Raw genomic sequence first — 13,955 nt, 5'->3', positions numbered from 1 at the left:
ACCATAAAAAAATAAGGCTTCCATCGAAGCCTTATTTTTTTCATTCATATACAAATCGACAATTAATCATCAATTTGTTCATTTTCCACACGTTGTCTAAACTTCTGACCCGCACGGAATGTCACCACACGACGTGCGGTGATTGGAATTTCTTCACCCGTTTTTGGATTACGACCTGGGCGTTGGCGTTTATCACGTAATTCAAAATTGCCAAAACCTGACAGTTTGACTTGCTCACCGTCGATCAAAGCCTGACTCAATTCATTGAAAAATAACTCAACCAATTGCTTCGCTTCCCTACGATTTAAGTTGGTTTTTTCACTTAGGTGATCTGCCATTTCGGCTTTTGTTAATGCTGTCATGAGGCCCTCAATTTAGCTTTATACGTTGTTTCTAGGCTTTCAATTACATGATCCATCGCTTGCTTGATTTCCGCATCTTCTAAAGTTCGAGTCGGATGCTGGAACAGCAACGCAAATGCCAATGAACGGTGTCCAGTTTCAACGCCTTGTCCTGTGTAGACATCAAACAACCAACTTGCTGATAAATATCCGCCCGCAGATTGCTTGATCGTTGTTTCTATTGAAGTTAACGCAATATTAGCATCAATTACAAGTGCAATATCACGTCGAACTGAAGGAAATCGTGATAATTCTGTAAAATTATATGCAAATGGCTGTAAAAGCACACTTTGATCAATTTCTGCAAGCCATGTCACACCCAAATCTAACTCAGATTCTAATGATGGATGCAAACGTCCAAAATAACCCACCGACTGACCATTGACCAGAATCTCAGCGGATTGCCCTGGATGCAACCATGCACGCTCAGAACGCTGATACTCTGCCGACACATGCGCCGCATCCAGTAAAGTCTCCACTTCACCTTTGAGATCAAAGAAATCCATCGGCTGGGTTTTGGCATGCCATTGCTCAGGTGCTTTTGAACCAACGGCGATCATTGCCAAGGTTGGAATTTGTTTCAGATCATGAATTGATGAAGCGTTTTGATAATCAAAACGCAAACCTAGCTCGAAGAAACGTACACGATCTTGCTGACGATTTAGATTGTATTGCACGCATGGAATCAAGCTAGACAATAATGTGCTACGCATCACCGCCAAATCACTAGAAATCGGATTCGCCAAAGCCAAGGCATTAACCTGTGGATTGAGCTGTTTTTCCAACTTCGCATCGACAAAACTAAAGCTAATCGCTTCTTGATAACCGAGCGCCACCAAAGTCTGACGCAACTGTCCAATTTCACTTTGATCTTGATAATTTTCCAAAGTGATTTGCATATTCGGCTTAGTCGTTGGAATATTGTCATAGCCATAGATACGGGCAATTTCTTCGATCAAATCTTGATAAATCGCCAAATCATAACGATGCGATGGTGGAGTTACCGACCATTCTTGATTGTCTGCGTCACCTTGTGCAACCACATCACATTCAAGTCGAGTCAACACATCTTGGATAAATGAAGCTTCAACATGGAAACCAAGTAATTTATCCACTTGTGCTTGGCTCAATTGAATTGGCTCACGTTTTGGTAATAGCGCGACATTTTCAACTGTAGTCACTTCACCAAACTCACCACCTGTCAATTGTTGAATCAATTGACTGGCACGATCCATCGCCAAAGCAGGCAATTCAAAATCTACACCACGTTCAAAACGCTGTGACGCATCGGTATGTAAACCAAAACGGCGTGCACGCCCTGCGATCGCAAGTGGCGCAAAGAATGCACTTTCAAGGAAAATATTTTGCGTATCATCTGTCACACTCGATGACAGTCCGCCCATGATGCCACCAATTGCCAAGACTTTTTGATCATCAGCAATCACCGTCACATCGTCTTGCAATTCCACTTCTTGATCATTGAGCAATACTAGTTTTTCGCCTAGTGTGGCTTGACGAACATGCACCGCACCTTCGATCTTATCTGCATCAAAAGCATGCAAAGGCTGACCAAGTTCAAGCAAGACATAGTTGGTAATATCCACCAAAATACTGTGGCTACGAATCCCTGAATTGGTCAGGGCTTGCGCCATCCAGTCAGGTGTTGGCGCTTTGGTATTGACGTTTTGAATGACACGACCGAGATAGCGAGGTGAGGCTTCCGTCGTCACATTCACTGTTTTTTGCGCTGAAATCGTTGCTGGCACGGCTTGAATTTCAGGTGCTTGGGCACTTAGCTTGTTAATTACAGCCACTTCACGAGCAATACCACGAATACTGAAACAGTCGCCACGGTTTGGCGTGATACTGATGTCGATGACACGATCATCGAGCTTGAGATAATCACGGATATTGACACCAACAGGCGCATCCGCAGGCAATTCTAATAAACCATCAATTTGATCTTCTAAATCAATTTCCGATGCACCGCACAGCATCCCATGTGACTCAACGCCACGCAGTTTGCCTTTTTTAATTTTAAAATCACCTGGTAAAACTGCACCAATAGTTGCCACTGGCGCTTTCATACCAACAGTGACGTTCGGTGCACCACAAACGATTTGTACAGGTTCAGCTTCGCCAATATTCACCGTGGTGACACGCAAGCGATCGGCATCAGGATGTTGCTCTACCGTCAATACTTCACCGACCACCACACCAGTAAATGGTTTTGCTACTGGCGAGCTGTCGTCAATCTCTAGACCGAGCATAGTCAGTTGATCAGCCAATGTGTCGCTATCAACCACAGGATTCACCCAAGCACGCAACCAATTTTCACTAATTTTCATTTTTCAATAGTCCTTCAATCTCCCCTAACCCCTCTTTAAAAAGAGGGGACTTACATGAATCTCATTCGGTATAAGTTTCAGGATAAGTCCCCCTTTACAAAGGGGGATTTAGGGGGATTTCTTAATCACTCAATACTTCAAATCTATAAATCTGGATAAACTTACTTAGGCGAATTGACGCAAGAAACGCACGTCATTTTGATAGAACATGCGCAAATCATTCACGCCATAACGCAACATAGCGAAACGTTCTACACCAAGACCAAAAGCAAAGCCTGAATATTGCTCTGGATCAATTCCACAATTTTGTAGCACGGTTGGATGCACCATGCCACAACCTAAAATTTCCAACCATTTACCACGCTCATCCATAATGTCCACTTCGGCACTTGGCTCGGTAAATGGGAAATACGATGGGCGAAAACGCACAGTGAGTTCTTTTTCAAAAAAGGCTTCTAATAAATTGATGATGATGCCTTTAAATTCGGTAAAGTTGGTATTTTCCGTCACGTACAACCCTTCGATCTGATGAAACATCGGCGAGTGAGTTTGATCCGAGTCACAGCGATAGACACGACCTGGGCAAATAATGCGAATTGGTGGTTTTGCCGTTTCCATGGTACGGATTTGCACACCCGAAGTATGAGTACGCAATAAATGTTGTGCATCAAAATAGAAGGTATCGTGCATAGCACGTGCAGGGTGATGACTTGGAATATTCAAGGCTTCAAAGTTGTGATAATCATCTTCAACTTCAGGCCCTTCTGCCACCACAAAGCCTGCTTTGGTAAAAAATTGACTAATCCGCTCACGCACTTGGGTCACTGGATGGATACTACCGACATGCTGACCACGACCTGGTAAGCTAATATCAATGGTTTCGCTGGCAAGTTTCGCCGTCAATGCTTGCTGTTGTAGCTCAGCTTGGCGTGCGGTCAAGGCGTTGTTGATCGACTCACGCACGGCATGGATTTTCGCCCCTTCGATTTTACGTTGTTCAGGATCCATTTTGCCCAAGGCTTTAGACTGTTCTGCAAGTTGACTCTTTTTCCCTGTAAATTGCACACGGACTTGATCAAGTGCGGCAAGTTCATTGGCTTCGGCAATCGCCGTCAGCGCTTCAGCGGTCAAGGCTTCCAGTGACATAATAACTCTCAAATGTTCATCAATTTTTTTAGAGGCTGTATTCTAACAGTTTTTTCTCAAAATTTTTATGAAGAAGATGCAATAAAGCGTATCTCTCAAATAAATTGCACAAACTAGCATTTTCCATCACTGCGATTAAACATTCGTGTCATTGCAGATCAACGTCGATTCTGTACACTACTTGCAGGAATTTTTTGAATAGACATAGGAATTGCACATGAGCGAGGCTTATATTTTTGATGCCGTCCGTACCCCACGTGGGAAAGGGAAAAAAGACGGTAGCCTGTACGAAGTCAAACCGATCTCCCTCGTTACCACCCTACTTCACGCCTTAGAACAGCGCAATCAACTTGACACTTCCAAAGTCGAAGACGTGATTCTCGGCTGTGTCACACCGATTGGCGATCAAGGTGGTGATATTGCCAAAACTGCTGCCATTGCCGCAGGTTGGAGCGATCATGTATCAGGCGTACAGATCAATCGTTTTTGTGCATCAGGCTTAGAAGCGGTCAATCTCGCTGCACAAAAAGTCCGCTCAGGTTGGGAAGATTTGATCGTTGCAGGCGGTGTTGAGTCCATGTCACGCATCCCAATGGGTTCGGATAGTGGACCATGGGCGCTTGATCCTGAAACCAATCTAAAATCTGCCTTTGTCCCGCAAGGTGTCGGTGCAGATTTGATTGCCACATTAGATGGTTACAGCCGTGCCGATGTCGATGCCTTTGCGGTCAATTCACAACAAAAAGCGGCCAATGCACAAGCGAATGGCTATTTTGAAAAATCCATTGTCCCTGTCAAAGATCAGGCAGGTGTGACCATTTTAGATAAAGATGAATTTATCCGTGGCAATACCACAGCGGAGAATCTTGCCAAACTCAAGCCAAGTTTTGAGATGATGGGCAATATGGGTTTCGATGCAGTGGCATTACAAAAATATCCTGAAGCGCAAAAAGTCAACCATGTGCATCATGCAGGTAACTCATCAGGCATCGTCGATGGTGCAGCACTTGTATTGATTGGTTCTGAGAAAATGGCTCAAGCGCTGAACCTCAAGCCTCGTGCAAAAATCCTGTCTACGGCTTTGGTCGGTACTGATCCAACCATCATGCTTACAGGGCCTGCACCTGCGGCACGTAAAGCCTTAGCCAAAGCAGGTTTAACCATTGATGACATTGATTTATTTGAAGTCAATGAAGCCTTTGCAGCAGTGGTGATGCGCTTCGTCAATGAGATGAACGTGCCTATGGATAAGGTCAATGTCAATGGTGGTGCGATTGCCATGGGACATCCGCTTGGCGCAACTGGTGCAATGATTCTTGGGACATTACTCGATGAGTTGGAACGCCGAAATTTAAAGCGTGGGCTAGCGACGTTGTGCGTTGGTGGTGGGATGGGTATTGCCACAATTATTGAGCGAGTTTAAGGGGAAAATCATGAGCGCAATTCAATATCAAAAAGATGCCGACAACATCGTGATTTTAACTTTAGATTCACCGAATCAATCTGCCAATACCATGAATGCAGATTTCCGTGAGGCTCTAGAAGTAACAACGACGAAAATACTTGCAGAGAAAGAGCAAATTGCAGGGATTATTTTCACCTCAGCAAAGAAAACATTTTTTGCAGGCGGTGACTTGGATGAATTAATCCAAGCCACACCTGAACATGCCACAGAATTTTTCAACATGATCGAAAGCATGAAAGTACAATTTCGTCAGATCGAAACACTTGGCGTGCCTGTGGTGGCTTGCCTAAACGGTACAGCACTTGGTGGTGGTTGGGAGTTGGCATTAGGCTGTCATCATCGTATTGCCCTGCAAGATGCGAAAGCAAAATTTGGTTTACCTGAAGTCACTTTAGGACTGCTACCGGGTGGCGGTGGTATCGTTCGCATGGTGCGTTTGCTTGGGCTGCAAACTGCTTTTCCGTTCCTCATGGAAGGCAAACAGTTTGGCGTTGAACAAGCTGTTCAACTCGGCTTAATTCATGACACAGCAAGCTCGAATGAAGAATTACTCGACAAAGCCAAAGCATGGGTAAAGTCTAATCCAAAAAGTCAGCAACCTTTTGATGTAAAAGGCTATAAAATTCCAGGTGGCGATCCAAAGACACCTGCTGTTGCACAAGTCCTTGCCATTGCCCCTGCGATGCTCCGTAGTAAAACTAAAGGTTGCTACCCTGCGCCTGAAGCGATCATGGCAGCTGCAGTTGAGGGTGCTCAAGTCGATGTCGATACCGCACTGCGCATCGAAAGTCGTTATTTTACTGAGCTTGCCACAGGTCAAGTGTCAAAGAATATGATCGGTACTTTTTGGCATGGTTTAAATGCGATTAAAGCGGGTGAAAGTCGTCCGAAAAACATCGAAAAATGGCAAGCGACAAAAGTCGGCATATTAGGTGCAGGTATGATGGGTGCAGGTATTGCCTATTCAACTGCAATTAAAGGCGTGCCTGTTGTGCTAAAAGACGTCAGCATTGAAGCGGCAGAAAAAGGCAAAGCGTATAGCCAAAAACTACTCGAAAAGCGTGTATCACGTGGTCGTATGACCGCTGAGAAAAAGGATCAAATTCTTGCGCTCATTCAACCGACTGCCGATGCCAAAGATTTGCAAGGCTGTGACCTGATCATCGAAGCGGTGTTTGAAAATCAAGCACTCAAAGCCAAAGTTACCGAAGAAGCCGAACAGTATCTAGTAGATGGTGGTGTGATGGCATCGAATACCTCAACTTTACCAATTACAGGTTTAGCACAGGCCAGTAAAAATGCCAAAAACTTCATTGGACTACACTTCTTTAGCCCAGTCGATAAAATGCAACTGGTCGAAATCATCAAAGGAAATGAAACTTCTGATGAAACTTTAGCACGTGCCTATGACTTTGTTCAGCAGATCGCCAAAACCCCAATCATCGTGAATGATAGCCGTGGCTTCTTTACCAGTCGTGTCTTTGGTACGTTTGTACAAGAAGGTATGCGCTTACTTGCAGAAGGTGTACACCCTGCCAAGATCGAAATGGCTGCACTCAAAGCAGGCATGCCAGTTGGACCACTTGCCATTCAAGATGAGGTCAGCTTGAGTTTGAGTGAGCATGTCACTAACGAAACTCGAAAAGCGCTTCAAGCTGAGGGCAAAGACTTGCCGAAATCACCTGTCGAAGACGTGATTGCAGAGATGATCCACAAACATAAACGCAAAGGCAAAGCTGCTGGTGCAGGTTTCTATGAGTACCCTAGCGATGGCAAAAAATATCTATGGGAAGGTTTGTCACATTGGCAAAAAGATCATGATATCAGCGAACAAGATATGATTGATCGCTTCCTCTTTATTCAGGCGATCGAAACGCTACGATGCTATGAGGAAAATGTGCTGACTTCGGTGGTTGACGCAAATGTCGGTTCGATCTTTGGCATCGGCTTTGCGGCATGGACTGGCGGTGCGATTCAATTCTTAAATCAATATGGTTTGGATAAAGCCTTACAACGTGCCAATGAATTAGAAAATCGTTTTGGTGCACGATTTAAAGCACCTGAGCTGTTAAAAAAACATGCACAATCAGGTGAACCAATTCGTTAATTTGATTTAAACGTCAATAATTAAGCAATAAAAAAGCAGATTTTCGAATCTGCTTTTTTATATCATTTTGAACGATCGGCTAGGCTTAAGCCGCATCTAACGCTACGATCTTCTCTGCAAGATAATGATCCAACTCTGCAACTTTATCCGCAGGGAAAGATAGACCCAGTTTGCTACGACGCCATAGAATATCCGCACTGTGACGTGCCCACTCATGCTCAATCAGATAATCCACTTCTTGAGAATATAATCCCTCACCAAAGTCATAACCTAAATCTTCGACTTTACGAATGTGCGCAAGCATCGTCCAAACTCGTGAACCGTAAGCATTGACCCAACGAGTTGCAAGATGCTCTGAAACACCAATACATTTCTCTTGGACTTCATAAATTAACTGTTCAATCGACGTGATGTTTTCACCACCTGGCAAGGCTTCCTTTGCCGTCCAACTGGCTTGCATTTTCTCTTTGAAAAATGGACGCAATTGCTTCATCGCCGACTCTGCAAGTTTACGATAGGTCGTCAATTTTCCACCAAACACGGCAAGCATCGGTGCTTGATCGTCTGCATCTTGGATCAAAGACAAGGTGTAGTCACGAGTAATCGCCGCAGGATTATCCGACTCATCATCACAAAGTGGTCGCACACCCGCAAAAGTACTCACAACATCATCACGTTGCAATTGCGTTTTAAAATGCTCATTGCTGATTTTAATCAGATAGGCAATTTCTTCCTCACTGATCGCCACCTTGTCAGGATCGCCTTCATATTCACGATCTGTGGTGCCAATCAAGGTATAACGATCAAGGTAGGGAATCGCAAATACAATCCGACCATCGTCATTTTGCATGATGAACGACTTATCGCAATCATGCAGTTTTGGCACGATGATATGACTACCCTGAATCAGGCGAATACCATATGGGGATTTGATTTGCACATCTTCACGGATAAATTGCGATACCCACGGCCCTGCCGCATTCACCAATACTTTGGCTTTGATTTGGAATTGCCCGTGCGTATTTTCAAGATCAATCACCCACAGCCCATCTTCACGTTTCGCAGACACACAACGAGTTTGCGTCATGATTTGTGCGCCCTTTTCACGGGCTTGCATGGCGTTAAGAACCACTAAACGTGCATCATCAACGGTACAGTCTGAATATTCAAAACCACGAGTGATGGCAGGTTGTAATGGACTGTCTTCTTTAAAAAAGACATTGTTTGAGCCTGATAATTTTTTACGTTTACCCAAATGATCGTAGAAAAATAAGCCTGTACGAATCAGCCATGCAGGACGCAAATGTGGACGATGGGGCATGATAAAACGCATCGGTTTGATAATGTGCGGGGCTTTTGCCAACAACACTTCACGCTCAGCCAATGCCTCACGTACCAAACGAAATTCTTTATGTTCTAAATAGCGCAACCCGCCATGGATCAACTTACTACTCGCCGAAGACGTATGACTAGCTAAATCGTCTTTTTCGCACAGAAACACCGACAACCCTCGCCCTGCGGCGTCATTGGCAATACCGACACCATTGATTCCGCCACCGACGACGAATAAATCATAAACAATTTGGGAGGATTGAAGTTGTTGCATAGCACACCACGCAGTGTATTTATTTTCTATAATGAAAATAATATCAACATAAACGAACATATTCAAGCGAATATCATGCCGACTATCGAATAATTTCGAACATATAATTGATGAAAATTTTAGTTATACAGCGTAAGATTTAATCCAGTGTTTTGATTTTTAATGATTTAACTGGATTCGCACTGAATTACCCAGCAACAACCAACTTCACATCTGATGCTTTGATCCGATCAGCATAAATTTTTTCAGGCATTTCGTCGGTATAAATGCGATCGACCTGATCCAAACTCGCCAAACGATTCATGGCATGTCGTCCAAACTTTGAGCTATCAGCTGCGAGAAAGACTTGCCGTGCCCCGCTGATAATCGCTTGCGATACACCGACTTCTTGGAAGTCAAAATCGAGTAAAGTGCCATCTTGATCAATACCACTAATCCCAACTAAGGCATAATCAACTTTAAATTGCTTAAAAAAGTCGGCTGTCGCCTGACCAATCACCCCGCCGTCGGGACGCACTCGACCACTGGCAATCATCACTTCAAAATCAGCTTTGCTACTGAGAATTTTGGCGACATTGAGATTATTGGTAATGACTTTGAGTCCACTATGTTGTAATAAGGCTTGCGCAATCGCCTCAGTGGTTGTACCAATATTAATAAAAATCGACGCATGATCAGGCACGTCTTTGGCAACGGCTTCAGCGATACGGCGTTTTTCCTCAAGCAACTGCCCTGCACGCATGCTGTAATCGGTATTGGCAACACTGGAGGAGTCATAGGCTGCACCACCATGATAGCGACGCAGTAAACCGTCATCGGCAAGCTGATTAATGTCACGACGAATGGTCTGTGGTGTCACATTGAAATGCTGTGCCAGTTCATCAATGCTGATATAGCCTCGTGCTTTGACCAGTTCGATGGTTTGCTGATGTCGAAGAATTAAGCCCATAAAATAACGTCCTTGCTATTTAATTTATTCCGATTCCCAATGACGAGTGCGTTTCACCGCCTTTTGCCAGCCTTGATATAGTGCTTGCATGGCATCCTTGTCATGTGTCGGTATATAGGTTTGATCGATACTAATTTTTTCTTTCAACTCATCGATATCTTGCCAAAAATCAACCGCCAAACCTGCCAAGAATGCAGCGCCCATTGCCGTAGTTTCTTTCAGTGTCGGGCGTTCTACAGGGACATTTAAGATGTCAGATTGGAATTGCATCAGGAAATTATTCGCCGTTGCACCACCGTCAACACGAAGTTTTTGCAGAGAAATATCCGCATGGTTTTTCGTGGCATCTTTGAGCATCGCATCCAACACGTCACGTGTCTGATATGCAATAGATTCTAAGGTCGCACGGATAATATGCTCACAGCTTGCACCACGGGTTAAGCCAAAGATTGCACCACGTGCATCAGGATCCCAATATGGCGCACCCAGTCCTGTAAATGCAGGTACGACATAGACACCATTACTGTCTTTCACCTTAGTCGCATAATATTCTGAATCATGTGAATCATGAATGACTTTTAGCTCATCACGTAGCCACTGTACGCTCGAACCCGCATTGAAAATTGCTCCTTCTAAGGCATAATTCACTTCACCTTTTTTACCGCAGGCGATCGTGGTAATTAGACCGTGTTCCGAACGCACCGCTTCTTTACCCGTATTCATCAACAAGAAACAGCCTGTGCCATAGGTATTTTTTGCCTGACCAGATTCCACACAGATTTGACCAAATAGCGCTGCCTGTTGATCTCCTGCAATACCTGCAATTGGAATACGTGTTTCTTGCCCGCTGATAGTATAGGTATGCCCATACACTTCTGAAGATGAACGTACTTCTGGCAACATCGCTTTGGGAATATCTAAGGCTTTAAGTAAGGTATCGTCCCAATCGAGTTTATGAATATCAAACAACATAGTACGTGATGCATTTGTAAAGTCTGTGACATGCACTTCACCGTGGGTCAGTTTCCAAATCAACCACGTATCCACTGTGCCAAATAGCAAATCACCCTTTTCGGCTTTTTCACGGCTACCTTCAACATGATCAAGAATCCATTTAATTTTTGTGCCTGAAAAATACGGATCAATCACCAAACCTGTGACGTTTTTGACGTGTTCTTCTAAACCCTGTTGTTTCAGTTGATTGCAAATTTCGGTGCTTTGACGGCTCTGCCAAACGATGGCATTGTAGATCGGCTTGCCTGTATGTTTATCCCAGATAATGGTGGTCTCACGTTGATTGGTAATGCCAATCGCCGCCACTTGTTCACTGGAAATCCCTGCATGTGCCAACGCCTCGACCCACACCGAACTTTGTGTTGCCCAGATTTCCATCGGATCATGCTCAACCCAACCTGACTTTGGATAAATCTGACTAAATTCACGCTGTGCAATACTGACCACTTTGGCATCATGATCAAATACGATCGCCCTTGAACTGGTGGTGCCTTGATCAAAAGCGACGATATATTTCTTTGCTGTAGCGTTCATGCATTGTTCCAGACTGTAGCTTTTCGTTGTGTGCTGTGTATTTTGTGCATGCAAAAATTTCTGTGAAAAGGAACATACACACAAAATGAGTATTTTTTAAGCACAATCATTCCAACCGAATAATCATTAAAAAACAATCATTTTCAATTTGCTGATTATCATAGCGAAACTTGTTCGAAAATGAAAATAGCGCAACGGCGAAAGTTACATAATATTTTCCAAGTCAAGTGCTTAAAATACTAAACATCGCTATAATATGTAAGGTTTAGCGAGGTGGTGACAATGGATGTACATGGTTTTAAAAATTTTCAGGAAGTCGGTCAAAGCGTTTTAAAATTTTTACACGCTCGATATGGCTTTGATCTGTGGATGATTACTCGAGTAGAGGATAAAGACTGGATCGTATTGCAATCTGAAGATTATGCCTATGATGTCAGACCTGGTCATGTATTTTGTTGGGAAGATTCATTTTGCTCACACATGGTTAAAGGCAAAGCACCCCGTATCGCACCACGCTCTGATGAAATTCCACTGTATGCCAATGCCCCAATTGCACAGCAAGTTCCGATCAAAGCCTATATTGGACAGCCGCTATATCATGAAGATGGCAGTATCTTTGGAACCCTCTGTGCAGTCGATCCGCAACCTAAGCCCAAATCTTTACTCGATGAAGCGCCTTTAATTGAACAAATGGCAGCGCTTCTCAGTTATATTTTACAAGCAGAGCTACGTACCAGCGCCCAACTTCGCCAACTAGAACGCCTTCAAGTCGAAGCATTGACAGATCATCTCACGAGCTTGGTCAATCGCCGTGGCTAGGATCAAGTTATTGATGCCGAAGAAGCACGGTGCAAACTTTATGGGCATCCTGTTGCGATCATCATTATCGATCTCAATGATCTCAAAATCACCAATGATCTATTCGGTCATTCTGCAGGTGATGAATTATTGCAAGCCACCGCCAAGGTATTAAAAGCATCCATCTCAGATCAACATATGATAGCCCGACTTGGCGGTGATGAATTTGGGATACTTTGTGTCAACACGACGGAAGTTGAAGCGGAGAAAATCCGCCAACATATTGACAATGCGCTCAGTCGTGCCAATATTCGTGCGGCACTGGGTATGGCAATGCGTGATCCGACTAAAGGGCTCTTGGATGCGATTAAACAAGCCGATCTCAACATGTATCAAGACAAAAAGGAAAAACTTGGCGTGATGCCAACACCACAGGATTAAGTTTTTTCGATTGAAATCACAGCGTTTATCAGTGCTCAACATCAAAAAATATTCTAAACACAGCTTATTCAGCTCTGTTGACTGACGACAGTATTGCTTACAATGTTTGCTCTTTGGTATCACTCAAAATAAATGTACTATGAGTACAATCCTTTTCATTTATTCTCACTTGTTAAAATGATAAATATCCTTACGCAATCCAACCTGCTCAAATTAGCCACCATTTCTAGCCTGAGTATTGCCATCAGCGCCTGTGATTTTGGCAATAAAAAACCTAACCCAACCCCTGTACAAAAAGCCCGTGAACCTGTGATTGCGATTGCGCTGGGTGGCGGTGGTGCTAAAGGTTTTGCGCACATCGGTGTGATTAAAGTGCTCGAATCACATGGCATCAAAGCCAAAATCGTGACGGGTACGAGTGCGGGGAGCTTTGTTGGCAGTATTTACGCTTCAGGCAAAACCCCATATCAACTGCAAGAAATTGCGCTGAAACTGGAAGAGTCCGACATTCGTGATCTGACGCTCAGTCGTCAGGGCTTTGTGGTGGGGCAAAAACTACAAGATTATGTCAATCGCCAAGTCGGTAACAAAGCCATTCAGCAATTTCCAAAACGCTTTGCCGCAGTCGCTACAGAGCTCAATACTGGTAAGAAAACTGAATTTATCAAAGGTAACGCAGGACAGGCAGTACGTGCCTCATGCAGTATTCCCAATGTCTTTGTACCCGCAACCATCGGTGGGAAAAAATATGTCGACGGTGGCTTGGTCAGTCCGATTCCTGTGAGCACTGCCAAAAGTATGGGTGCTGATCTTGTGATTGCCGTAGATATTTCTGCCCGTCCAAAAAATGCCAAGTCGATGAGTCTGTGGGGCTTGCTCGATCAGACCATTAATATCATGGGTCAGCAAAGCATTAACAATGAACTGAAACAAGCAGATGTAGTGATTCAACCTGAAATCGGTCATCTCGGTGTGCTCGATCTTGCAGCACGTAACGAGTCGATCTTGGAAGGTGAACGTGCTGCGCAGAAACAAATGCCAAAGATCAAGAAAATCATCGCCGAATTTAAACAATCACCGCAGGCTTTTTTAGCACCACCGAAAGCCAAATTTTAAGACGTTTCATGACATTTTCGGCTATGATGA

9 protein-coding genes and 1 pseudogene are annotated in these 13,955 nt (G+C 44.0%); 4 read left to right on the top strand and 6 right to left on the bottom strand.

Annotated features, from left to right (window positions below):
• Nucleotides 1-62: 62 nt before the first annotated feature.
• The 3 genes from BLQ60_RS07220 to pheS all read right to left on the bottom strand — a co-directional run bounded on the left by BLQ60_RS07220 (nucleotide 63) and on the right by pheS (nucleotide 3,895).
• Nucleotides 63-362 carry an integration host factor subunit alpha gene (locus BLQ60_RS07220; RefSeq protein WP_092618118.1) on the bottom strand — a complete coding sequence of 100 codons (300 nt, stop codon included), beginning with the start codon at nucleotides 360-362 and terminating at the stop codon, nucleotides 63-65.
• Nucleotides 359-2,749, bottom strand: coding sequence for a phenylalanine--tRNA ligase subunit beta (gene pheT, locus BLQ60_RS07215; protein WP_092618116.1), 2,391 nt, complete (start codon nucleotides 2,747-2,749; stop codon nucleotides 359-361). Before pheT ends, BLQ60_RS07220 begins: the two co-directional genes overlap by 4 nt.
• Before the next feature lie 165 nt (nucleotides 2,750-2,914).
• Entirely contained in the window at nucleotides 2,915-3,895 is a 981-nt protein-coding gene (gene pheS / locus BLQ60_RS07210) for a phenylalanine--tRNA ligase subunit alpha (protein ID WP_092618114.1), read from the bottom strand.
• A gap of 217 nt (nucleotides 3,896-4,112) precedes the next feature.
• Here pheS and BLQ60_RS07205 point away from each other — a divergent pair, with 217 nt between their 5' ends.
• Together BLQ60_RS07205 and BLQ60_RS07200 are read left to right on the top strand one after the other, a co-directional pair.
• Nucleotides 4,113-5,318 carry an acetyl-CoA C-acetyltransferase gene (locus BLQ60_RS07205; RefSeq protein ID WP_092618104.1) on the top strand — a complete coding sequence of 402 codons (1,206 nt, stop codon included), beginning with the start codon at nucleotides 4,113-4,115 and terminating at the stop codon, nucleotides 5,316-5,318.
• Between the two features lie 10 nt (nucleotides 5,319-5,328).
• Nucleotides 5,329-7,467, top strand: a complete 2,139-nt coding sequence (locus BLQ60_RS07200) for a 3-hydroxyacyl-CoA dehydrogenase NAD-binding domain-containing protein (RefSeq protein WP_092618101.1) — start codon at nucleotides 5,329-5,331, stop codon at nucleotides 7,465-7,467.
• Between the two features lie 85 nt (nucleotides 7,468-7,552).
• Here BLQ60_RS07200 and glpD read toward each other — a convergent pair whose 3' ends face one another.
• The 3 genes from glpD to glpK all read right to left on the bottom strand — a co-directional run bounded on the left by glpD (nucleotide 7,553) and on the right by glpK (nucleotide 11,570).
• Complete coding sequence (gene glpD / locus BLQ60_RS07195) at nucleotides 7,553-9,073, bottom strand: glycerol-3-phosphate dehydrogenase (RefSeq protein ID WP_213030468.1); 1,521 nt, start codon at nucleotides 9,071-9,073, stop codon at nucleotides 7,553-7,555.
• A 187-nt stretch (nucleotides 9,074-9,260) separates the two neighbouring features.
• A complete protein-coding gene (locus tag BLQ60_RS07190) occupies nucleotides 9,261-10,022 on the bottom strand; it encodes a DeoR/GlpR family DNA-binding transcription regulator (RefSeq protein ID WP_092618093.1) in 762 nt (253 codons plus the stop codon).
• A gap of 24 nt (nucleotides 10,023-10,046) precedes the next feature.
• Entirely contained in the window at nucleotides 10,047-11,570 is a 1,524-nt protein-coding gene (gene glpK / locus BLQ60_RS07185; RefSeq protein WP_092618090.1) for a glycerol kinase GlpK, read from the bottom strand.
• A 282-nt stretch (nucleotides 11,571-11,852) separates the two neighbouring features.
• On the opposite strand from glpK, the pseudogene BLQ60_RS07180 reads away from it, so the two are divergent.
• Together BLQ60_RS07180 and BLQ60_RS07175 are read left to right on the top strand one after the other, a co-directional pair.
• Nucleotides 11,853-12,809, top strand: a pseudogene (locus BLQ60_RS07180) (sensor domain-containing diguanylate cyclase).
• A gap of 177 nt (nucleotides 12,810-12,986) precedes the next feature.
• Complete coding sequence (locus tag BLQ60_RS07175) at nucleotides 12,987-13,925, top strand: patatin-like phospholipase family protein (RefSeq protein ID WP_092618088.1); 939 nt, start codon at nucleotides 12,987-12,989, stop codon at nucleotides 13,923-13,925.
• The last annotated feature ends 30 nt before the right edge of the window (nucleotides 13,926-13,955 follow it).

The organism is Acinetobacter marinus (assembly GCF_900096915.1).
GTDB lineage: Bacteria > Pseudomonadota > Gammaproteobacteria > Pseudomonadales > Moraxellaceae > Acinetobacter > Acinetobacter marinus.
Note: the sequence above shows the minus strand (reverse complement) of the source record. Positions and strands in the feature narration are given on the sequence as shown.

Coding starts and splice junctions, on each gene's coding strand:
- BLQ60_RS07200 (WP_092618101.1), top strand. CDS start 5,329: ATGAGCGCAATTCAATATCAAAAAGATGCCGACAACATCGTGATTTTA.
- glpD (WP_213030468.1), bottom strand. CDS start 9,073: ATGCAACAACTTCAATCCTCCCAAATTGTTTATGATTTATTCGTCGTC.
- BLQ60_RS07220 (WP_092618118.1), bottom strand. CDS start 362: ATGACAGCATTAACAAAAGCCGAAATGGCAGATCACCTAAGTGAAAAA.
- pheT (WP_092618116.1), bottom strand. CDS start 2,749: ATGAAAATTAGTGAAAATTGGTTGCGTGCTTGGGTGAATCCTGTGGTT.
- BLQ60_RS07175 (WP_092618088.1), top strand. CDS start 12,987: ATGATAAATATCCTTACGCAATCCAACCTGCTCAAATTAGCCACCATT.
- glpK (WP_092618090.1), bottom strand. CDS start 11,570: ATGAACGCTACAGCAAAGAAATATATCGTCGCTTTTGATCAAGGCACC.
- pheS (WP_092618114.1), bottom strand. CDS start 3,895: ATGTCACTGGAAGCCTTGACCGCTGAAGCGCTGACGGCGATTGCCGAA.
- BLQ60_RS07205 (WP_092618104.1), top strand. CDS start 4,113: ATGAGCGAGGCTTATATTTTTGATGCCGTCCGTACCCCACGTGGGAAA.
- BLQ60_RS07190 (WP_092618093.1), bottom strand. CDS start 10,022: ATGGGCTTAATTCTTCGACATCAGCAAACCATCGAACTGGTCAAAGCA.